We start from the raw sequence: 21134 nt of genomic DNA on the forward strand, positions 1-21134 counted from the left end.
TGGTACTGTACCTCACGCCCCGTACCCCCCGTCCACGTCGAGCTTCTGGCCCGAGATGAACCCGGCGCGGTCCGACGCCAGGAACGCCACCGCCTCCGCGATGTCGTCGGCCGTGCCGAACCGGCGCAGCGGGATGGTGGAGCGCGTGACCTCCAGCGCCCGCTCGTCGAGGTCGCCCGAGGCGATGAGCCGGGACGCCATGCCGTCGGTGAGCATCCCCGGGCCCACGCAGTTCACGCGCACCCCGAATCGCCCCTCCTCGGCGGCGAGCCCGCGCACGAGCTGCTCGACCGCGCCCTTGGGGGCCGCGGACAGGCCGTCGCGCACCGGGTAGCGGGTCGTGGCTGCGGTGGTGACGACGACGACGTTGCCCGTCACCGCGCGCAGGTGCGCAAGCGCGGGGCGCGCGAGGGCGAAGAACGCCCCGGCGTCCTCGTCGAGTTGCCGGCGGAACTCGGCTGGCGCGATCCGGGACAGATGCACCATGGGCACGTGCGGACCGGCGCAGTGGGCGAGCACGCGGATCCCCCCGTGCCGGGAGGCGATCCCGTCGATGGCGGCGGCGACCTCGTCGTCGTCACGGTCGTCGCTCGTCCCGCCACCGCTCGTCCCGCCACCGGGGGCGAGGCGGACGCACTCCACGGCCCGCGGCGACCCGTCCGCCAGCTCGGCGGCCAGGTCGGCCGGTTCGGTCGAGCGGTACCCGAGCACCACCGGCGCGTCAGGGAACTCGGCGGCCAGGCGGCGGGCGACGGCCGCGCCGATCCCGCCCGACGCCCCGGTGACCACCACGGCGCCGCGCCGGCACGCCGGGGCGCTCATCGCAGCTCGGTCTTGAGGGCCTTGCCCGAGGCGTTCCGCGGGAGTGACGCGACGAACTCCACCGTCCGCGGCCGCTTGAAGTTGGCCAGGTGCTCTCTACAGAAGTCCAGCACGTCCTGTTCGGTGAGGGTCGAGCCCTCGCGACGGACGATGAACGCCTTGCCGACCTCGCCCATCCGGTCGTCCGGCACGCCGATCACGGCCGACTCCACCACGCCGTCCAGGCGGGCGAGGGTCTGCTCGATCTCCGCCGGATAGACGTTGAAGCCGCCATTGATGTACATGTCCTTGAGCCGGTCGGTGATGCGCAGGTTGCCGTCGGCGTCGATCTCACCCACGTCGCCGGTGTGCAGCCACCCGTCCGGGTCGATCGTCTTGGCGGTGTTCTCCGGGTCGTCGAGGTAGCCCTGCATGACCATCTCGCCGCGGGTCAGGATCTCGCCGTGCTCGCCGATGCGGATCTCCATGCCGGGGTAGGCGCGGCCACACGTGGTGGAGACCGTGACATCGTCGTCGCCGGTCCGGGTGGTGGTGATGAAGCCCATCGTCTCGGTCTGTCCGTACGCGGTGATAACCGTCTCCAGGCCCAGGTCGGACTGCATGCGCTCGATGAGCGCCACCGGCACGACCGACGCGCCGGTCACCGCCACGCGGAGCGACGACAGGTCGTAGTCGCCGCGGGCCGGGTCGTCGAGCAGGGTCTGGAAGATCGTCGGCGCACCGGTGAGGATCGTGATCTTCTCGTCTCGGATCAGCCGCATGGTCTCGGTGGTCGAGTAGACCGACAGCGGGACGATGGTCACCCCGAACAGGACGCACGCCAGGAAGCCCGCCTTGTAGCCGAAGCTGTGGAAGAACGGGTTGGCGATGAGGTAGCCGTCCCGGTCCGTCAGCCCGTTGTTTGAGCCCCACGCGCGCGAGCCCGCGACGGTCTGGCGGTGCAGGGCCACGACACCCTTGCTCTTACCGGTGGTGCCTGAGGTGAACAGGATGTCGGCGACGTCGTCGCCCGTCACCGCGTCCGCGCGGGCGTCCGCCCGGGCGAGCAGGTCGTCGGTGGCCAGCGCGCGGAGGTCGTCGAAGTCGAGGACGTCGACGCCCCCGGCGGCGCCCGCGCCCGCGCGGACCGTATCGCCGGCGTCGAGAGGGATGCGGACGATCGTCCGCAGGGTGGTCGCGCCGGCGAGCGGGCCCTCTGCCGCCCCGGTGGTTCGGGCTGCGTCGACGAGGTCGACGATCCGCTCGGAGCCGAGGAACGCCCCCGCGACGACAGCCGCGACCGCGTTGGTGCGCTGGACGATCTCGAGCGTCTCGCTACCGGTGTAGCGGGTGTTGGCCGGGACCATCGTCGCGCCCGCGAACTGGACGCCCAGCGACGCGACCACCCAGTGCCGCGTGTTCGGCGCCCAGATGACGACCCGGTCGCCCGGCTCGACCCCGCGCGCGACGAGCCCCGCGGCGAAACGGCGCACCTCGTCGAGCAGCTGCGACCACGTCCACCGGGTGTGCTGGCCGGGCTGGACGTCGGCGATCGCCTCACGCTCCGGCCACGTCTCGGCGGCCCGGCGCAGGGCGGCGGGAGTGCTCTCGACAGGAGAGGTCTCGACTGGCGTGGTCTCGACGGTGGTGGTCATCGCGGACTCCTCGGTGGGGCTGCGGGTGTGGCGCGGGCAACCCTACCAAGCAAGTGCTTGGTACGGATGCCCGGCACGGACCGCGGGAGCCGGGCGCTAGTACTTCAGGGCCCCGCGGTCGACAGTGAGTTGGACGCCGGAGACCGACCGCGAACCGTCGCCGGCGAGATACGAGACCACCTCGGAGACCTCCTCGGGCGGCATGAAGTCGGAGAGGGTGCTCGCGCCGTCTCTCCGCGCGTTCTTCAGCGGCATCGGCGAGAAGCTGTGGAGGAACGAGGGGAATCGGCCGAAGAGCTCGCCCATCGCCTCGGGGTCGATCATCGGGGTGTCGACCGAGTAGGGGTGGATCGAGTTCACGCGGATGCCGTACTCGCCCACCTCGAGCGCGAGGGCGTTCGTCAGTGCCACCAGCCCCGCCTTGGAGGCCGAGTAGTGCCCGTTGCCCGGCGTGGCCTTGAGCCCCGCGGACGAGCTGACGACGATGATCGAGCCCCCGTTGCCCGCCTCGATCATCGCCGGGACGGCCGCACGGATCGTCCGCCACGTCCCGCTGAGGTTGACGCCGATGACCGTGTCCCAGTCGTCCTCCGGCATCTCCCACAGCCGGCCCCAGCTGAGCACGGCCGCGTTGGCGACCAGGATGTCCAGCCGCCCGAAGGTGTCGATCGTGCGGGAGACCAGGTCCTGTAGCGCGGCGAGGTCCCGGATGTCGAGGACCGCCGAGATCGCGCGGCGGCCGGTCTCCTCGACCAGGCGGACCGTCTCGGCGAGGTCGTCCGGCGTGGGTGCGGGGTACGTCGCGGCGTCGGAGACCGGCGCGCAGACGTCGGAGACGACGACGTCGGCGCCCTCCGAGGCGAGCCGGACGGCGTGGGCCCTGCCCTGGGCCCGGGCGGCGCCCGTGATGAACGCGACTCTGCCGGTGAGGGGAGTGGGGGAGGTCATGGCGATATCCAACTCCACGTCGCCCCGGGGAGAGGGCGGTTCCGGCGAACCAAGCAAGTGCTTGGTAGTGTGTGGGCATGACCGAGAGCACGGCATCCGAGAAGGGCACGCCCGCGGCGGAGATGACCGACGACGAATTCGCCGCGGAGTTCCGCGACTGGCTGGACGCCAACCTCGTGGGCGAGTTTGCCGAGATCAAGGGCGTCGGCGGGCCGGGGAGCGAACACGAGTTCTTTCCCCAGCGCCTGGCGTGGGAACGGCACATGGCGGCCGCCGGCTGGACGTGCGTCGGCTGGCCCGTCGAGCACGGCGGACGCGGCGCGTCGCTGAGCCAGCAGGTTCGCTTCCACGAGGAGTACGCCAAGGCCGACGCCCCCGCGCGCGTGTCCCACCTCGGCGAGACCCTGCTGGGCCCCACGCTCATCGCCCACGGCACGCAGGAGCAGAAGGACCGCTTCCTGCCGCGGATCATCGACGTCACCGAACTGTGGGCGCAGGGCTATTCGGAACCGGGCGCAGGATCCGACCTGGCCAACGTCGCCACCACCGCCCGGCTGGGCGAGGACGGCAAGTGGCACCTGCACGGTCAGAAAGTGTGGACCTCGCTCGCCCACCTGAGCCAGTGGGCGTTCGTCGTGGCCCGTACCGAGGAGGGGACGAGCCGCCACAAGGGCCTGAGCTTCCTGCTCGTCCCGCTCGACCAGCCCGGCGTGGAGATCCGGCCGATCCAGCAGCTCACCGGGACCTCCGAGTTCAACGAGGTCTTCTTCGACGACGCCGTCACCGATGCGGAGATGATCGTGGGGGAGCGCGGCGAGGGCTGGAAGGTGGCCATGACCCTGCTCGAGTTCGAGCGTGGCGTGTCCACGCTCGGCCAGCAGGTCGGCTTCGCCCGCGAACTCGAGCAGATCACCGCCATGGCGCGCGCCAACGGCAGCGCCGAGGTGCCCGCCGTGCGCGAGCGCATCACCCGCGCGTGGATCGGCCTCAAGGTGATCCGCGCCCACGCGCTGCGCACGCTCGCCGAGCGCGACTCCTCCGGCGGCAACGCCTCCGCGGCCAAGCTGCTCTGGGCCAACTGGCACCGCGACCTGGGAGAACTCGCGATGGAGGTCCAGGGCGCCGAGTCGCTCACCGGGCCCACCCATACCTCCGAGGGCGTCCCCAACGACCTCCGCGACCCGGAGAACCTCGAGCTCGCCCAGTGGCAGCGACTCTTCCTGTTCACCCGCTCCGACACCATCTACGGCGGATCCAACGAGATCCAGCGCAACATCATCTCCGAGCGCGTGCTCGGACTACCCCGAGAGGCCAGGCCGTCATGACCCAACACAAGTCCCCCCTCGCAGCGGTCCCCGAGGAGACCCCGGGCCACGGGCTGCTCAAGGGCAAGAAGGTCATCGTGACGGCCGCCGCCGGCACCGGCATCGGCTTCTCCGCGGCCCGTCGAGCCGCGCTCGAGGGCGCCGACGTCCTGGTCTCCGACTTCCACGAGCGGCGCATGAACGAGGCCCGCGACGCGCTCGCCGCGGAGTTCCCCGAGAAGCAGTTCGAGGCGATCACCTGCAACGTGCAGTCCACCTCCGATGTCGACGCGCTGATCTCCGGCGCCGCCGAGAAGCTCGGCCGCGTTGACGTGCTCATCAACAACGCCGGACTGGGTGGCGAGACCGAGCTGGTCGACATGACCGACGAGGATTGGGACCGCGTCCTCGACATCACGCTCAACGGCACATTCCGCGCCACCCGCGCCGCGCTGCGCTACTTCCGCGACGCCCCGCACAACGGTGTGATCGTCAACAACGCCTCCGTCCTGGGCTGGCGCGCCCAGCGCGCCCAGGCCCACTACGCGGCCGCGAAGGCCGGTGTCATGGCCCTGACGCGGTGCTCGGCCATCGAGGGCGCGGACTTCGGAGTGCGTATCAACGCGATCGCCCCGTCCATCGCGCGCCACAAGTTCCTCGAGAAGTCCGCCTCGGCCGAGCTGCTCGACGAACTCGCCGCCAAGGAGGCCTTCGGCCGCGCCGCCGACGTGTGGGAGGTCGCCGCCACCATCGCGATGCTCGCCAGCGACTACACCACCTACCTCACCGGTGAGGTCGTCTCCATCTCCTCGCAGCGCGCCTGACGCCGCTTCCACTAACCAGCCGGATTGCTGGATGAATGTTATCCACACCATGAGCGACAGGGCTCTGGCGTCCCAGGGCGTCTCGATCGCACGAGATGCGGAGGGCACGCCGTTACCTAGCAAGTGCTTGGTTGGTAGTGTGGGCGCATGAGCAGTACGACCAGGCGTGAGGAACTCCTGTCCATCGCGGCGGAACTCTTCGCAGAACGCGGCCTGCGCGCGACCACCGTCCGCGACATCGCCGACGCCGCGGGCATCCTCTCGGGAAGTCTGTACCACCACTTCGCCTCCAAGGAGGCGATCGTCGACGAGATCCTGCGTGGCTTCCTCGACGCGCTCTTCGGCGAGTACCGAAGGATCGTCGGCTCCGGGCTCGGCCCGCGCGCGACCCTGGAAGCGCTGGTCCGCGCGTCGTTCGAGGCCATCCACCGCGACCGCAACGAGGTGGCCATCTACCAGGACGAGCTCAAGCACCTCCGCGGCAACCCGCGATTCGACTACCTGCGCGAGCGCAACACCGAGTTCCGCGAGATGTGGACCGACGTGCTGAGGCGGGGGATGGAGTCCGGGGATTTCCGGGGCGACCTCGACGTGCGCCTGACTTACCGCTTCCTCCGCGACACCGTGTGGGTCGCCGTCCGCTGGTACCGGCCAGACGACGACAACGACCACGCGGCGATCGCCGACCAGTACCTCAACATCGTTCTCGACGGCCTCACCGTCGGCTGACCTTTCTCACCCACCCCGAGGAGATCCATGACCAGCGTGACCGGCCGTGAGGCCTACGTGATCGACGCCGTCCGCACCCCCGTCGGCAAGCGCGCCGGAAGCCTGTCGGGGCAGCACCCGGCCGACCTCGGCGCGCACGTGATCCGGGCCGTCGTCGAGCGCACCGGGATCGACCCGGAGGTCGTCGACGACGTCATCTTCGGCTGCGTCGACACCATCGGCCCCCAGGCCGGAAACATCGCCCGCTCCGCGTGGCTCGCCGCCGGGATGCCGCTCGGCGTGCCGGGCACCACCGTCGACCGCCAGTGCGGCTCGAGCCAGCAGGCCATCCACTTCGGCGCCCAGGCCATCTGGTCCGGCACCCAGGACGTCATCCTGTTCGGCGGCGTGCAGAACATGAGCGCCCTGCCCATCTCCTCGGCCATGCTCGCCGGCCGCGAGTTCGGCTTCGACGACCCGTTCACCGGCTCCACCGGCTGGGTCGAGCGCTTCGGCTCCCAGGAGATCTCCCAGTTCAACGGCGCGCAGATGATGGCCGACAAGTGGGGCATCTCGCGCGAGGAGATGGAGAAGTGGGCCCTCCAGTCGCACGAGCGCGCTCGTGCCGCGATCGCCGCCGGCCGCTTCGCGAACGAGTACGTGCCGATGGCAGGCCTCGAGGCCGACGAGACCACCCGGGAGACCACCCTCGAGAAGATGGCCTCCCTGCCGGTGCTGGCCGAGGGTGGTTCGCTCACCGCCGCCGTCGCCTCCCAGATCTGTGACGGCGCCTCCGCCGGCCTGTTGGCCTCCGCCGAGGCCGTCGAGAAGTACGGGCTCAAGCCCCGCGCCCGCATCCATCACCTCACCGTTCGCGGCGACGACCCGGTGATGATGCTCTCCGCGCCGATCCCCGCCACCAAGTGGGCGCTGGAGAAGACCGGCCTGTCGATCGACGACATCGACGTCGTGGAGATCAACGAGGCGTTCGCCCCCGTCGTCCTCGCCTGGATCAAGGAGACGGGCGCCGACCCGGCCCGCGTCAACCCCAACGGCGGCGGCATCGCCCTGGGCCACCCGCTCGGCGCCACGGGAGCCAAGCTGTTCGCCACGATGCTCAACGAACTCGAGCGCAGCGGCGGCCGCTACGGCCTGCAGACCATGTGCGAGGGCGGCGGCACCGCCAACGTCACGATCATCGAGCGACTGGACGCCTGACAGCGCCACTGACATGGAGTAGGGCCCCGCACCACCCGGTGCGGGGCCCTTCTCTCTGCGCCGGCGAGGCCGGGCATGCGGTGCGTCAGGAGCCGAGGCCGTTGAGGGAGCCGGTGGTGCCGCCGCCCTGGACGGGAGCGGGGGTGATTCCGGTGCTGCCACCAGCGCTACCGGCGAACGCGTCCAGCGGACCGCCGACCACGGCGGGGAACAGGTGCGGCTCGGCCGGGCCGTTGTTGCTCAGGCAGATCACCGCGAGCGCGTAGACGTTGGACGGCACGTTCTCGGCGACCAGCCGGCCCGGCTGACCGGGCAGCGTCATGGGGAGGGTGAAGATGCCGGGCACGCCCGGGCCGCGCAGCGCGACCACGTCGCCGCGGTTGCCGAGCGTCCGGATGATGGCCATGAGATCGCCGCCCCCGGCGATGGCCGCGCCGGCCACGTCAGCACCCGCGGCGGGCGGGACGAGCATGCCGAGGCACGTCTGGCCCGGCAGCGGCTGCGTGATGTCGACGACGACCTGGTTGCCGAACACGTGCGGAACCGGGACCGCGGCGTTCGCGGCACCGGCGCCGGCTACGGTGAGGCCGGCGGCCATGCCGACGGCGGCGAATCCTGCGGCGATCTTCTTTGCGAGGGACATGGGCACTCCTACGTGAGGTAAAGGATGGTCGGTGGTGCTCATCACACCTGTCGCTCAGGTTGCGCTCAGTGTTACACAGGCGCAGGCCGTCCGCCCGGTGAACGACGATGCCCGGCCGGGGCGGACCCGGCCGGGCAGCGTGGGACGCGATTTAGCGCGATTGAGGTCAGTTCTCGGTCTCGCCCTGTGCAGAAGAGAGAGTGCCCAGGTCGAGTGCGCCTTCAGTGTCTCCTCCGCCGAGGACGGACGAGAGGGTGTCGAGGCCAGCACCCTCGCCGGAGCTCATCGCGCCCAGGCTGCCGAGAGCTGCGTCAAGCGGGTTGCCGACGACGACGAGCGGGGTGATGGACGGCTCGCCGGGCACGCAGTAGGTAACGGCGGAGTAGACGCCGGACTCGACCGTGGCCGAGACGGTCACGTCGCCGAGAGTGACATTGGCGATGGGTGAATTCAGCGGGCTGCGAAGGAACGTGGCGACGGTGTCGCCACTCAGAAGCTCGGTGATTGCACCGAGGTCGAGGGTCGAGATGGCGGCGAGCTTGCTGGCGAAGGTTGCGGCTTCAGCTGTGGGTGCGACGGCGGCGACGCAGGTAGCGACATCTCCGAGACCGTCATTCTCGAAGGTGATGGAAATCGTGTTGCCCTCGACGACAGGGCTCGATGCGGTGGCGGCCGACGCCGCGCCGGCACCGGCGACGGTCAGGGCGGCGGTGGCGCCGAGGACGGCGGCCGCGCGGACGGCGGTACGAACAGAAGTCATGGGGTCCTCCGGGAGGGGTGGGGGATATGAGCCCGCGCGTGCGGGGACGTTTCTCAGGATATGCCAAGACTCCCCTCATGTTCCGGGTACGCACCAAATGCGACGAACCCGCCGACCCAGAGGGCCGTGCGGGTGCGTCGGTGGCGACGGTCGAGCGGGCCGTCAGCCCAGGGCGCGGAGCGCCGCGAGGCGCTCGTGCGCCTGCGCCACGATCCGCTGGATCAGCTCGTCGCAGCTCGGCAGGTCGTCGATCAGGCCGACGACCTGTCCGGAGGCGAGCACGCCGGCCTCGGTGTTGCCCTCGACCAGTCCGGCCTTGAGCAGCATCGGGGTGTTGGCGGCCATGACGATCTGCTGCCAGGTGCGGTCGGTGGCCTTCTTCATGTTGAGGCCGTCTTTGGCGAGCTGCTGCCACTTCATGCCCGTCATGGACTTGAACTTATTAGCGTTCTGCACCGCCGCGGTCAGCCCCTTGAGGGGGCTTCCGGACTCCAGCGCGTTGACCAGGCCCGTCCGCAGGACGCGGTGCGGCATGCCGTCGACGCGGGTGGAGACGACCGTGTCCTGCAGGCCCCGCTCGAGGTATTGCTTCTTCACCGCGTCCGGCACCTGCGAATCGCTGGTGAGGAGGAACCGTGTTCCCATCGCGACGCCGGCGGCGCCGTAGGACAGCGCCGCGACCAGGCCGCGTCCGTCGAAGAACCCGCCGCCGGCCACGACGGGGATCGAGGTGTTCCCCGCGCCGCCGAGCGCGTCGATGACGCTGGGGAGCAGGAGGGTGGTGGCGACCTGGCCGGTGTGTCCGCCGCCCTCACCGCCCTGGACGATAACCGCGTCGGCGCCCCAGGAGGCGACCTTGACGGCGTGCTTAGCGGCACCGATGGAGGGGACGACGACGAGGCCGTTCTCCTTGAGCCTGGCGATCAGCTCCGGCTTGGGCGCGAGGGCGAACGACGCGACCTTCACCCCGTGGCGGATCATCAGCTCGCACCGCTCGGCGGCGTCCTCGGCGTCCGCCCGGAGGTTGACGCCGAAGGGCTTGCCGGTGAGCTTCTTCGTCCGCACGATGGCGTCCTCGAGCTCGGCGTAGGTCATCGTGGCCGAGGCGATGATGCCCAGACCGCCGGCGTTGGCGGTCGCGGCGGTCAATTCGGGTCCGGAGACCCAGCCCATGCCCGTCTGGACTATGGGGTATTGGACGCCGACGAGCTCGGTGAACGCGGTCGTGATGGTGGGAGCGCTCACGCGGCTGACACCTCACGGTCGCGGAACCCGCGGGGGTCCAGCACCTCACGAATGATGCGCAGCTCCTCGGCCGAGGGATCGCGGGTGACCGCTGCGTCGGCGAGGCCCTCGATCACGAAACCGGTGCTCTCGGCGACCTCGTCGGCGGTCACGCCCGGGTGCAGGCTCAACGCGCGCATGCTGTGGTCGGTGCCGCCGAAGTCGAACACGCCGAGGTTGGAGACCACGCGGTGGAGATGGTGGTAGCGGAACGCCGGGTCGCCCTCGGTGTAGCGGTCGTAGCCGATGCCGCAGACCACGTCGACGTTCTCGGTGAACACGCGCGAGGAGTGCTTGCCGACCCAGTAGCTGGTGGCGTGGTTGATCGTGTTGCCGGGGGCCCCGCGCAGGCCGAACATCTGGCGGGTCGGCTTCTGCACGTCGTCACCGAAGGCGGACAGGTTCTGGTTGCCGAACCGGTCGATCTGGTTGGCGCCCATCACGACGTGGCGGGTGCCGGCCTGCAGGACGTCGAAGACGCGGGGAAACGGGATGTAGCCCTCGAAGTCGATGGTCTCGCCCAGCGGCGGGGTCTGGCCGAGGAAGCGGTACTCGCCGTCGGTGATGAGCAGGTCGGGCTCGGTGGTGAGTCGGGCCAGGCGCGCCCCGATGGTGGCCATCGGGGTCATGGGCGAGGCGAAGATCTCACCGGCGCCGGCGAAGATCTCCGCGCACGCGACAGCGCAGTACTCGGCCCTCGTTGCGGACTGGGTGGTGACGTCGGACATCACTTGGCTCCCTTCTCGGCGGCCTTCTCGGCAGCGGCCTTCTCCGCGAACGCGGTGACGGCCTTCTGGTAGTCCTCCTCGGTCCCGGACAGGAACTCGTCGACGAACGCCTTCCACGAGTCCTCTTCCTTCGCGGACGCGGCGTAGTGCTTCTGGAACGCCTCGTCGCGGGCGTAGCCACCGGCGAAGGTGAAGTGGGCGCCATTCGGTGCCTCGGAGACGGTGTCGACGAACATGCGGCTGATCAGCATGCGCTGCGGTCCGACCTCGTTCATGAGTGCGTCGGCGGAGTCGACGATCTCATCGGCCTCGAGCAGGACGGTGTCGGCGGCCATGGCGTACAGGTCGTCGAAGTAGCCGTCGGCACCGGTGAACGCCGCGTTGCCGTACTTGTCGGCCTTATCCAGGTGGATGAGCGCGGCGTCCATGCGCAACGCGGGCATCGCGACCAAGGTCTCGGTCTTGCCCTCGAAGTCGTACGGGGAGTCGATGGTTTTGAGCTCGTCGCCCCAGAAGCGGAAGACGTCGGAACCCAGACCGGCGCGCGTGGGCAGGAACGGCAGGCGCTGAGCGGCGGCGGTGAGGCCGGCGCGGACCATGCCCTCGTCCATCTCACGGGAGATGATCGAGCCCTCGGTGCGGCGACGCGCGAACCACGGGTCGTAGAACGGAGCTGAGTCCAGGGTGACGAAGCCGTAGTAGGCCTTGGAGACCTTGCCGGCCGAGCAGAGCAGACCGAGTTCCGGGCCACCGTAGGTGATGACGGACAGATCGGTGAGATCCTCGCGGCGGAGGATCGCGCGGACCAGGGCCATCGGCTTGCGACGCGAACCCCAGCCGCCGATACCGATGGTCATACCGCTCTCGAGGCGCGCGACGGCCTCGTCGAGGCTCGTGCGCTTGTCGCGCGGGGTGGGGGTGCTACTCACTTGTTCTCGCCCGTCCTCTCGGATCGCTTGACTCGTTTATCCAGATTCGTACCGCTCTTGACGAACTCGTCACGGTGCTCGTCGGCCACGCCGGCGAGGTTGAGCTCGAACGTGAAGCCCTGCTCCATGCGGTACGAGGACTTCACGTCGACCGGATCGATATGGTTGATGGCCTCCTTGGCCGCCCGGATAACGCGGGTGTCCTTGGCGGCGATCGCCTCCGCCAGCTCGCGGGCCGCGGCGTCGAGCTGGTCGCGCGGCACGACGTCGTAGACCGTGCCCCACGAGTGCAACTGCTGCGCGGTGACGTTGCGGGAGGTGTAGTACAGGGTGCGCAGCATGTGCGGAGGGACCATGCGTGACAGGTGGGTGGCGGCGCCGAGCGCTCCGCGGTCCACCTCCGGCAGGCCGAACACGGCGTCGTCGGAGGCGACGATGCAGTCCGCGTTGCCGACCAGGCCGATCCCGCCGCCGACGCAGTAGCCGTTGACCGCGGCGATCACGGGGACCGCGCACTCGTATACGGCGTTGAAGGCCACGTAGCAGCCGCGGTTGGCGGCGAGCAGGTGGTCGAAGCCCTCGAAGTCCTGCATCTCCTTGATGTCCACGCCGGCGTTGAACCCACGACCCTCGGCCCGCAGGATCACCACGTGGACCTCGGGGTCGCGGCCCGCGGCGAGGATCTGCTCACCGAGTTCGAACCATCCCGCTGACGGGATGGCGTTGACAGGGGGGTAGTCGACCGTGACGGTGGCTATCCCGTCCGCACCCGTGTCGACCTTGATGCCCATGGATCTCCCTTCGCACGCCTCCGTCGTCCTCGACGGCGCGGTGACTAACCAAACGCTTGCTTGGTAGGCTAGCACGCATGACGAACATTGATCTGGGTCTGGCGGGGAAGGTCGTCCTCGTCACGGGCGGCGTACGCGGCGTGGGTGCCGGCATCAGTACTGTCTTCAGGGAGGCCGGGGCCGTCGTCATCACGTGCGCGCGCCGTCCCGCCGACGAGGACTCGGATGTCGCCGACCTCGAGTTCCACTCGATCGACCTCCGCGATGCCGACGCGGTCCGCGCCCTGGTCGACGGCATCGTCGACCGCCACGGCCGTCTCGACGTGGTCGTCAACAACGCCGGCGGAGCACCGTTCGCCCTCGCCGCCGACGCGAGCGCCAACTTCCACTCGAAGATCGTGGCGCTGAACCTCCTGTCCGCGCTGACCGTGTCGCAGGAGGCGAACCGTGTGATGCAGCCGACCGGAGGGTCGATTGTCAACATCTCGTCCGTTTCGGGTCATCGCCCGTCCCCGGGCACGGCCTCGTACGGCGCCGCGAAGGCGGGCCTCGACTCGCTCACTCAGTCCCTCGCCGTGGAGTGGGCGCCCGCGGTCCGCATCAACTCGGTGGTGGTGGGCCCGGTCAAGACCGAGCTGGCAGAGATGCACTACGGGGACGCTGACGGCGTCGCCGCGGTCGACGCGACCATCCCCATGGGCCGCATGGCCGAGCCGCGGGATGTCGGCCAGGCCGCAGCCTTCCTGGCCTCGCCGTTGGCCGCCTACATCACGGGCGCCGAGTTGCTGGTCCACGGGGGCGGCGAGAAGCCGGCCTTCCTCTCGGCGTCCACAGCCGACAACAAGCACTGATCAGTCAGAACAAGGAGATTGTCATGGGAATCTGCGACGGACGCGTCGTCATCGTCACCGGCGCCGGCCGCGGAATCGGCCGTGAGCACGCGCTCGCCTTCGCGGCGGAGGGGGCCAAGGTCATCGTGAACGACCTCGGCGCCGGCCTGGACGGGTCGAACGTCGGCGAGTCCCCGGCGGAGCAGGTCGTGGCGGAGATCAAGGCCGCCGGCGGCGACGCCGTCGTCAACGGCAACGACATCTCCTCGTGGGAGGGTGCCCGCGACCTCGTCCAGCAGGCTATCGACACCTTCGGTGGCCTCGATGTGCTGGTCAACAATGCCGGCTTCCTGCGCGACAAGATGCTCGTCGGTATGAGCGAGAGCGACTGGGACAACGTCATCAACGTCCACCTCAAGGGCCACTACGCGCCGCTGCGTCACGCCGCCGAGTACTGGCGCGCGGAGTCCAAGGCCGGCCGTGCGCGCCAGGCGCGGGTGATCAACACGTCGTCCGGCGCCGGCCTTTTCGGCTCGGTGGGCCAGGGCAACTACGCGACCGCCAAGGCCGGCATCGCGTTGCTGACCATCCAGACCGCGGCCGAGATGAAGGGCTACGGGGTCACCGCCAATGCGATCGCCCCGTCCGCCCGGACCCGGATGACGACGTCGGCCGGGGAGGCCATGGCCGCGCAGATGGCCGCCCCCGAGGACGGGTCGTTCGACGCGATGGACCCGGCCAACGTCTCGCCGCTGGTCGTGTGGCTCGGCTCGGAGGAGTCGGTCGAGGTCTCGGGCCGTGTGTTCGAGGTCGAGGGTGGCAAGGTCACCGTCTGCGACGGGTGGCAGCGCGCGGCGTTTGAGGACAAGGGTGCGAAGTGGGATCCAGCGGAGCTCGGCGCTGTTGTTCCGCGGTTGCTGGCGGAGTCTCCCGCGCCGGTGCCGGTGTACGGCGCCCGCTGACGCCAGTCGCAGGGGACCGGGCACGAGAGAGCCCCGCACCGTCACGGTGCGGGGCTCTCTCGTCTGTCTACGGGCCTCTGTCTACGGCCTCGTTGAGGGGCTGACGCGACTCAGCTGCCGGGAGTGCAGCGCTGGGCGTCCGCGGATCCGAGCGCTGCCAGCTGGTCTACCTGCGCCGACGGCAGGTCGCAGAGGGTCGGCAGCGGCGGGAGGGCGACGCCCCCGGTCGCGGTGGCGGTGGCGATGGCGGCGCCGCCGCCGGCGACCGCGGTCACCGCGAGCACGGGCAGGAGGCTGCCGCCCGCCTCCATGGAGGCGGCGGTACCCATCGTGGAACCGAGGTTGGTGGAGGTGGTTCCCTGCGTGGAGCCGTTGGCCAGCGATCCCGTGAACGCGGTGAGCGACCCGTTGACCGTGGTCAGCTCCTCGACCGAACCGAGGAGCACGTCGGCGCCGCCGCCGGCCGAGCCGTTGATGGTGTCCGAGCTCTGCCCGGTCGATCCGCCATTGCCCGAGATCGAGCCGGAGATGTCGGACATCGAACCCGCGAGCGCCGGCAGGACGCCGCCCTCGGCGATGGAGCCGATGATCGGCGACAGTGCACCGCCGTCGGTGATCGACCCGCCCACCGGTTCGGTGATCTCGTTGGCGGAGCCGTTGGTCAGCGAGCCCTGCAGTCCCTTACCGACGAGCACGGCGGAGCCGCCGATGCCCTCGGTCGACCCGTCCGGGAACTCGGCCGACAGGGCCGGCAGCTCGGCGGAGCCACCCAGCAGGTTGAGCTCGGTGGACAGCGGCTCCATGCCGACGGAGGTGATCAGCGGGGTCATGCCGGTCGACCCGGTCAGCGGAGCGAGATCCGACGACCCGCCGAGCAGGTCGGTGGACAGCGGCGCCATGTCGTCGGAGCCCGTGGCGATGAGCTCGGTCGAGAGCGGCTGCATTCCGTCCGAGCCCGTGTTGATGAGGTCGACGGACAGGACCAGCGGCGTGGTGGCCGTGGAGCCGCCGATGAGATCCACCGACAGGGTGAGCGGGGTCTCAGCGGTCGAACCGGTGGTGATCAGGTCCGCAGACAGGGGGGTGTTGGCCGTCGAGCCACCGATGAGCTCGGTGGACAGCGGCTGCATCCCGTCCGAGCCCGTGGCGAACAGATCCGTGGACAGCGGCCCGAGGTTGTCCGAGCCCACGTCGCCGATGACGTCGGTGGACAGGGTGAGGGTGCTGAGCGAACCCTCCAGGCCCGGCAGCTGAGCGGACCCGGCGAGCGGCGCCGTGCTGAGCGCGGGCAGGTCCGAGGACCCGCCGAGCGGGTCGGTGCTGAGCGTGGGTTCCGAGGAGGTGAAAGCCTGCGAGCCGGCGAGCGGCTCCAGATCCGACGAGCCGGGGATGGCGCCCTCGGTGAGGTCCGAGGATCCGGCCAGTGGGTTCAAGCCCGCGGAGTCCGTGGGAAGGCCGGCCGAGTCGGTGGGGAGCCCGCCCCCCGCGGAGCCGGACTGGAGGAGCTCGCCGAGCATGCTGGTGACGCTGGCGGAGTCGATGATCTGTGCGTTGGCGACGCCGTTCGTGCCGGCCGCGGCCAGCACCACGGATGCCGCGACCGCGGCAACCTTGGTGGACTTGTTCATAAAAGTGCCTTCCCCTGAGAGCTGCCCGCCGACGAGATGGCGAGACGACGTTCGCGCAGGTCCCACGCGATTCCAAAAGTTAGAGTCCCTTAAGCCTCAATGCAAGTCAAGGTTTTACTCAGGAAGCGATAAAGATGTGCTTCCTGTTATCTAAAGGTACCGGTGAGGCGGTTCGGAAGCGCACAAAACATGGGAGCGCCCTTAACTTCCCGGCCCGCGACGGCAGGCAGGGGGAGACGACCACGGCAAAGCGGCCGGGCCTCTCGAGGGGAGGCCCGGCTGCTGGTGGGGACTGAACGCTCAGTGGGCGGGTTCGCAGATGATGACCGGGATGACCCGGCTCGTGTTGGCCTGGTAGTCGGCGAAGTCCGCGTAACGCTCGACGAGCCTCGGCCAGAGTTCGTCCCGCTCGGCCGATGTGGCCTCTCTCGCCGTCATCGCCCGGCTACGGCGACCCACCTGGACGGTGACGGCCGGGTCGGCGAGAACATTGAGGTACCACTGAGGGTGCTTGGGCAGCCCGCCCTGGGAGGCGACGAGCAATACCCGGTCGCCGTCGGGGAAGTGCAGCAGTGGGACGGTCCGGGGCTCGCCGGATCTACGGCCCGTGGTCGTGAGCAGGCACACGGGGACCGGCGCGCGGAGCGCCGACCCCACCCGCCACGACCCACCGAGCCGTCCACCGGAGACCCGGTAGGCCCACGTGTTGACCCGCGACATCACCTTGATGACGCCGACGACCCACGGCGCGCCACGCCGCGGGTCGTCGACCCCTGTCTCGGGGCGGGAGTGGTGCTCGGTCACTTGTTCGCGGACAGGGGAGCGCGGACGATCACGTGCTTGCCGGGGAAGAACGCCGCCAGTTCGCGGCGGCTCTCCTTGAGCGACCGGAGGCCGAAGCCCTTCTTGCGCTCTTCGGGCCGGATCCAGATGGCCACGTCGACGTCGCCGTCGTTGATCTGCTCGCCGAAGACGAGGCCGACAAGGGCGTCGCGTTCGGTGTCGACGGCGACGAACCACATAGCGGATTCAGCCTCGATGCGGTCCAGGCCGTCCCGGAGCTCCTGCTCGGTCTTCTCACGGTCCCAGGCGCCTCCGGTCGCGGACGTGGAGTCCGACGAGCGAGAGTGATAGAGCGCGGTGTGGTCCTCGGACTCGGTGAACGGGCGGAGCGCGAAACCCCGCCCGGCCTCCCCGTCGGGCGCGCCGGTCGCGGAACCGGTGAACGCCTCGAGGGGGGCCTTGAGTACCTGTCGCCGCCTCGTCGGCGGACACGGACAGCAGGCTCGCGACCGCCCCCACCGCGTCCTCGGGGCCGTCGGCCGACGACACCGCGGCGAAGATCTCCCGCCGCCGGCTCGTCGCCATATGGATGACGTCGCTCATGTCAGATCCTCTCAATGATGCTCGCCGACGCCTGGGCGCCTCCCGCGCACATCGTGATGAGCGCGCGCTCGCCGTCCGTGCGCTCGAGCTCGTGTAGGGCGGTGGTGATGAGCCGCGACCCGGTGCTGCCGACGGGGTGGCCGATCGCGATGGCGCCCCCGTTGACGTTGACCTTGTCCATGTCGGGCCCGTGCACCTGCGCCCAGCTTAGGAGCACGGAGGCGAACGCCTCGTTGCATTCGAAGAGATCGAAGTCGGAGATCGACATGCCCGAGCGGTCGAGGACGCGCTGCGTGGCCTGGACCGGGCCATCGAGGTGGTACTCGGGCTCGCCGCCGACCAGTGCCTGGTGGACGATGCGCGCGCGGGGATTGAGGCCGTGCGCCTTGGCGACGTCCTCATCCATGAGCAGGACCGCTGCCGAGCCGTCGGACATCTGGCTCGAGGTGCCGGCGGTGTGCAGGCCGCCCTCGAGGACCGGAGTGAGGCCGGCGAGCGCCTCGGCGGTGGTCTCCCGCAGGCCCTGATCGCGGGTGACGGTCACCGTCTCGCCGGTGTAGGTGCCGTCCTTGAGGCGCTCGGGGGTGTCGACCGCGAAGGTCTCCCTGTCGAACCGGCCTTCGTCCCACGCGCGCTGCGCATTGGCCTGCGACCGGACGCCCAGCTCCTCGAGGTCGGCGCGGCTCAGGCCGCGACGCTTGGCGATCCGGTCGGCGGCCGTGAACTGGTCCGGCAGATCCACCGTCCAGTCGTCGGGGCGGGGCATGCCGTTCTCGCCGTTGCCGACGGCCGCGCGGAGCGCGATCCAGCTCATCGACTCGACGCCGCAGGCGATGCCGACGTCCATGGCACCCGCGTGGATGAGGTTGGCGATGAAGTGGGTGGCCTGCTGCGCGGACGAGCACTGGCAGTCGATGGTCGTGCACGCGGTCTGCCAGGGCAGGCCGGAGGCGAGCCAGGCGCCGCGGGTGACGTTGTTGCCCTGTGCGCCGGCCTGGGTCACGCAGCCGCCGACGACCTGCTCGACCAGGGTGGCGTCGATGCCTGCGCGGCGGATGACCTCCTTCTGGGAGGCGCCCAGCAGGTGCGCGGGGTGGAGGCCCGACAGCGCGCCGCGTGCCTTGCCGATCGGGGTGCGCACGGCCTCGACGATGACGGGATTTCCCATGGTTTTCCTTCCGGGAATCCGGCCGGAGGTAGGCCTGGCCGGAGCTGAACGTGTTCTAGTATGGTGTATGGAACGTGTTCTAGATTACAGCCCGGGCGAGGGGTTCGCAGTATCCGGGTTGTGGGAGTGAACACCTGACGCAAACCGACGCGGCCAAGGAGTGCCAGTGCAGCCAGTCACCATTCCCGAGGGGTTCGACTTCACCGACCCGGAGCTCTACCAGAGGCGACTTCCGCATCCGGAGTGGATGCACCTGCGGCAGACCGAGCCGATCTGGTGGTGCGCCAACGAGCCGGGTGCGGACGGGTACGACGACGAGGGCTACTGGGTCGTCACCAAGCACGCGGACGTGAAGGAGATCTCCCGGCGCACAAACGAGGTCTTCTCCACCTGGGAGAACACCGCCATCCCGCGCTTCGCGCCCGGGACCGAGCGCGAGATCGTCGAGATGACGCGTTTCCTGTTCATCAACCAGGACGGCGACGAGCACAAGAAGTACCGCCGCATCATCTCCAAGGGGTTCACCCCGCGGAACATCGAGAAGATGCGTGAGAACCTCGCCGAGAAGGCGCGGAGCATCGTGGAGACCGCCGCGGCCAAGGGCGGGGGAGACTTCATCACCGAGGTGGCCTCCGAGCTACCGCTGCAGGCCATCGCCGAGCTCATCGGTATCCCGCAGGAGGACCGCCACCAGATCTTCGAGTGGTCCAACAAGATGACCAGCTACGACATCCCGGAACTGGCGGACGAGTCCAACGCCGCCAACGCCGAGATCCTCGGCTACGCCATGGAGTTGGCCGCCAAGCGCGAGGTCGACCCGCGGGACGACCTGGTGACCAAGCTGGTCCAGGCCGACGTCGACGGCGAGAAGCTCTCCGCGGACGAGTTCGGCTGGTTCGTGGTGCTGCTCGCGGTGGCCGGCAACGAGACCACCCGTAACGCCACGACCCACGGCATGATCGCGTTCCTGGAGAACCCGGACCAGTGGGAGCTGTTCAAGGCCGAGCGCCCGGAGACCACCTACGACGAGATCCTCCGCTGGGCCTCGCCGATCTCCTCGTTCCAGCGCACCGCCACGGAGGATGTCGAGATCGGCGGCGTGACCATGAAGAAGGGCGATCGCGCCGCGATCATGTACGGCTCGGCGAACTTCGACGAGGATGTCTTCGAGGACCCGTTCAGCTTCAACATCCTGCGCGACCCGAACCCGCACCTGACGTTCGGCGGTAACGGCCCGCACTACTGCATCGGCGCCAACCTGGCGAAGCTGCAGATCGAGCTGATCTTCAACGCGATCGCGGACCACATGCCCGACATCACCTCGATGGGCGACGCGACCCGCCTGCGCTCGGGCTGGCTCAACGCCATCCAGGACTGGAAGGTCGACTTCAAGTGCCCGGTCATGCACTGAGCTGACACCGCACTCACGGCCGCGCACCCTGCAGTGGTCGAGCAGCCCCGATCTCGCCTGTTGTCGCAGGCAGGACCGGGGCTGACGTGTTTCCGGGGTCGCCCTCGCACGGGGGGCAGACGCTCCCGCGGAGGTGGGAGCGTACGCGGCGAAGGAAGCGTCCATGAGCGGGACCCGCTGTCCGAACTCGGGCGGTACCAGGACATCGCTGCGCACGAGCCCGCCTGTGCGGCACCGCAGGGCCGGGTGTCAGCCGGTGAGGCCGTACTTCTCGCCGAAGCGGTGGAGCGCATCGATTTTCTGCTGGGCCGTGGCGTCATAACCGAGGCCCTCGATCATCCACGGCATCACGATGATGTCCGTGACCCCGGCCTCGGCCAGCTCGGTGAACCCGCGGGTGCCGAACTTGTCCAGGCAGACCACCTGGATGGCGAAGGGTTTGCCGTCGCCGCGGTCGGCGAGCGAGCGGCCGCTGTCTTCGAGCAACTCGCCCAGGCGCGTGACGGTGGCCGCGATCTCGTCGAACTTCATCATCGCGCTGGTCCAGCCCTGGCCGATCCGCGCCGCCCGCTTGAGGGCGATCTCGGTGTGGCCGCCCACGTAGAACGGCACCAGCTCGCCAGGGGCCGGGGTGAAGATGAGCTCGTCGAAGTCGAAGTGGTCGCCGTGGAACTCCATCCACTCGCCCTTCAGCGCCTCGCGCATGATGGCCAGCGACTCGTCGGTGCGCTTGCCTCGGCCCTTGAACGGGGCGCCGCACCACTCGAACTCGTTGGGATCCCACCCGATCCCCACGCCCAGGTCGAGCCGGTTGCCGGTGAGCAGTGCAACCGAGGCGACCTGGCGGGTCAGCAGCAGCGGGTTACGGGGCCCGACCTTGAGGACCTGCGGAGAGAACCGGATGGTCGAGGTGGCCCCGCCCATGGCGGCGGAAGCGATCAGCGGCTCGACCCACTGCGTGTTCTCGTCCCACATCCGCGAGCCGTCCGGCGTGTACGGGTAGTCCTTGTCCTGTCGACGCGGATGGAACAGAGAATCAGGCAGCACGATCCGGTCGAAACCGGCGGCCTCGGCGCCGCGGGCGATCGAGATGTACTGGTCGACGGGGGAGAAGGAGACGGGGACGGAGAACTCGACGTCCACAACGCGTGCCATG

General features: G+C 69.7%; 21 protein-coding genes. 7 read left to right on the plus strand and 14 right to left on the minus strand.

Going from position 1 to position 21134, the window contains the following annotated elements; all coding sequences use genetic code 11:
• Window positions 1-12: 12 nt before the first annotated feature.
• The 3 genes from C3V38_RS09315 to C3V38_RS09325 all read right to left on the minus strand — a co-directional run bounded on the left by C3V38_RS09315 (window position 13) and on the right by C3V38_RS09325 (window position 3404).
• Window positions 13-822: an SDR family NAD(P)-dependent oxidoreductase gene (locus C3V38_RS09315; RefSeq protein WP_106385637.1), complete on the minus strand. Its 810-nt coding sequence runs from the start codon at window positions 820-822 to the stop codon at window positions 13-15.
• Complete coding sequence (locus C3V38_RS09320) at window positions 819-2456, minus strand: FadD3 family acyl-CoA ligase (RefSeq protein ID WP_106385638.1); 1638 nt, start codon at window positions 2454-2456, stop codon at window positions 819-821. The genes C3V38_RS09315 and C3V38_RS09320 overlap by 4 nt, the downstream gene beginning before the upstream one ends.
• A gap of 96 nt (window positions 2457-2552) precedes the next feature.
• The gene (locus C3V38_RS09325; protein WP_061915962.1) at window positions 2553-3404 is read right to left on the minus strand and encodes a mycofactocin-coupled SDR family oxidoreductase; all 852 of its coding nucleotides are present in this window, start codon (window positions 3402-3404) and stop codon (window positions 2553-2555) included.
• 77 nt (window positions 3405-3481) lie between these two features.
• Here C3V38_RS09325 and C3V38_RS09330 point away from each other — a divergent pair, with 77 nt between their 5' ends.
• The 4 genes from C3V38_RS09330 to C3V38_RS09345 all read left to right on the plus strand — a co-directional run bounded on the left by C3V38_RS09330 (window position 3482) and on the right by C3V38_RS09345 (window position 7458).
• Window positions 3482-4729 carry an acyl-CoA dehydrogenase family protein gene (locus C3V38_RS09330; protein WP_174705773.1) on the plus strand — a complete coding sequence of 416 codons (1248 nt, stop codon included), beginning with the start codon at window positions 3482-3484 and terminating at the stop codon, window positions 4727-4729.
• Window positions 4726-5532, plus strand: a complete 807-nt coding sequence (locus tag C3V38_RS09335) for an SDR family oxidoreductase (protein WP_061915959.1) — start codon at window positions 4726-4728, stop codon at window positions 5530-5532. The genes C3V38_RS09330 and C3V38_RS09335 overlap by 4 nt, the downstream gene beginning before the upstream one ends.
• 147 nt (window positions 5533-5679) lie before the next feature.
• Window positions 5680-6261 carry a TetR/AcrR family transcriptional regulator gene (locus tag C3V38_RS09340; protein WP_061227407.1) on the plus strand — a complete coding sequence of 194 codons (582 nt, stop codon included), beginning with the start codon at window positions 5680-5682 and terminating at the stop codon, window positions 6259-6261.
• A 27-nt stretch (window positions 6262-6288) separates the two neighbouring features.
• On the plus strand, window positions 6289-7458 hold the full coding sequence (locus C3V38_RS09345) for an acetyl-CoA C-acetyltransferase (RefSeq protein ID WP_061915956.1): 1170 nt from the start codon (window positions 6289-6291) through the stop codon (window positions 7456-7458).
• An 85-nt stretch (window positions 7459-7543) separates the two neighbouring features.
• Here C3V38_RS09345 and C3V38_RS09350 read toward each other — a convergent pair whose 3' ends face one another.
• The 6 genes from C3V38_RS09350 to C3V38_RS09375 all read right to left on the minus strand — a co-directional run bounded on the left by C3V38_RS09350 (window position 7544) and on the right by C3V38_RS09375 (window position 12593).
• Entirely contained in the window at window positions 7544-8101 is a 558-nt protein-coding gene (locus C3V38_RS09350; protein WP_061227405.1) for a hypothetical protein, read from the minus strand.
• 166 nt (window positions 8102-8267) lie between these two features.
• Entirely contained in the window at window positions 8268-8861 is a 594-nt protein-coding gene (locus C3V38_RS09355; RefSeq protein WP_061227404.1) for a hypothetical protein, read from the minus strand.
• A gap of 162 nt (window positions 8862-9023) precedes the next feature.
• A complete protein-coding gene (locus C3V38_RS09360) occupies window positions 9024-10106 on the minus strand; it encodes a nitronate monooxygenase family protein (protein ID WP_106385639.1) in 1083 nt (360 codons plus the stop codon).
• A complete protein-coding gene (locus C3V38_RS09365; protein ID WP_106385640.1) occupies window positions 10103-10873 on the minus strand; it encodes a CoA-transferase subunit beta in 771 nt (256 codons plus the stop codon). Before C3V38_RS09365 ends, C3V38_RS09360 begins: the two co-directional genes overlap by 4 nt.
• A complete protein-coding gene (locus C3V38_RS09370) occupies window positions 10873-11802 on the minus strand; it encodes a CoA transferase subunit A (protein ID WP_106385641.1) in 930 nt (309 codons plus the stop codon). Before C3V38_RS09370 ends, C3V38_RS09365 begins: the two co-directional genes overlap by 1 nt.
• Window positions 11799-12593 (minus strand): enoyl-CoA hydratase family protein, encoded by a 795-nt coding sequence (locus C3V38_RS09375; RefSeq protein WP_106385642.1) that lies wholly within the window; start codon window positions 12591-12593, stop codon window positions 11799-11801. The genes C3V38_RS09370 and C3V38_RS09375 overlap by 4 nt, the downstream gene beginning before the upstream one ends.
• Window positions 12594-12670: 77 nt before the next feature.
• On the opposite strand from C3V38_RS09375, the gene C3V38_RS09380 reads away from it, so the two are divergent.
• Both C3V38_RS09380 and C3V38_RS09385 read left to right on the plus strand, forming a co-directional pair.
• Window positions 12671-13444 carry an SDR family oxidoreductase gene (locus C3V38_RS09380; RefSeq protein WP_106385643.1) on the plus strand — a complete coding sequence of 258 codons (774 nt, stop codon included), beginning with the start codon at window positions 12671-12673 and terminating at the stop codon, window positions 13442-13444.
• Window positions 13445-13467: 23 nt separating this feature from the next.
• Complete coding sequence (locus tag C3V38_RS09385; RefSeq protein ID WP_106385644.1) at window positions 13468-14385, plus strand: SDR family oxidoreductase; 918 nt, start codon at window positions 13468-13470, stop codon at window positions 14383-14385.
• Window positions 14386-14495: 110 nt separating this feature from the next.
• On the opposite strand, the gene C3V38_RS09390 is transcribed toward C3V38_RS09385, so the two are convergent.
• The 4 genes from C3V38_RS09390 to C3V38_RS09405 all read right to left on the minus strand — a co-directional run bounded on the left by C3V38_RS09390 (window position 14496) and on the right by C3V38_RS09405 (window position 18567).
• The gene (locus C3V38_RS09390; RefSeq protein ID WP_106385645.1) at window positions 14496-16013 is read right to left on the minus strand and encodes a hypothetical protein; all 1518 of its coding nucleotides are present in this window, start codon (window positions 16011-16013) and stop codon (window positions 14496-14498) included.
• A gap of 300 nt (window positions 16014-16313) precedes the next feature.
• The gene (locus tag C3V38_RS09395) at window positions 16314-16817 is read right to left on the minus strand and encodes a nitroreductase family deazaflavin-dependent oxidoreductase (protein ID WP_371412115.1); all 504 of its coding nucleotides are present in this window, start codon (window positions 16815-16817) and stop codon (window positions 16314-16316) included.
• Window positions 16814-17383, minus strand: coding sequence for a GNAT family N-acetyltransferase (locus tag C3V38_RS18330; protein WP_371412150.1), 570 nt, complete (start codon window positions 17381-17383; stop codon window positions 16814-16816). Before C3V38_RS18330 ends, C3V38_RS09395 begins: the two co-directional genes overlap by 4 nt.
• Window positions 17384-17400: 17 nt before the next feature.
• A complete protein-coding gene (locus tag C3V38_RS09405) occupies window positions 17401-18567 on the minus strand; it encodes a steroid 3-ketoacyl-CoA thiolase (protein ID WP_106385646.1) in 1167 nt (388 codons plus the stop codon).
• A gap of 166 nt (window positions 18568-18733) precedes the next feature.
• Here C3V38_RS09405 and C3V38_RS09410 point away from each other — a divergent pair, with 166 nt between their 5' ends.
• Entirely contained in the window at window positions 18734-19978 is a 1245-nt protein-coding gene (locus tag C3V38_RS09410; protein ID WP_106385647.1) for a cytochrome P450, read from the plus strand.
• A 249-nt stretch (window positions 19979-20227) separates the two neighbouring features.
• On the opposite strand, the gene C3V38_RS09415 is transcribed toward C3V38_RS09410, so the two are convergent.
• The gene (locus tag C3V38_RS09415; RefSeq protein WP_106385648.1) at window positions 20228-21133 is read right to left on the minus strand and encodes a TIGR03619 family F420-dependent LLM class oxidoreductase; all 906 of its coding nucleotides are present in this window, start codon (window positions 21131-21133) and stop codon (window positions 20228-20230) included.
• Between the last annotated feature and the right edge of the window lies 1 nt (window position 21134).

The organism is Dietzia sp. oral taxon 368, assembly GCF_002999155.1.
Classification (GTDB): domain Bacteria; phylum Actinomycetota; class Actinomycetes; order Mycobacteriales; family Mycobacteriaceae; genus Dietzia; species Dietzia cinnamea.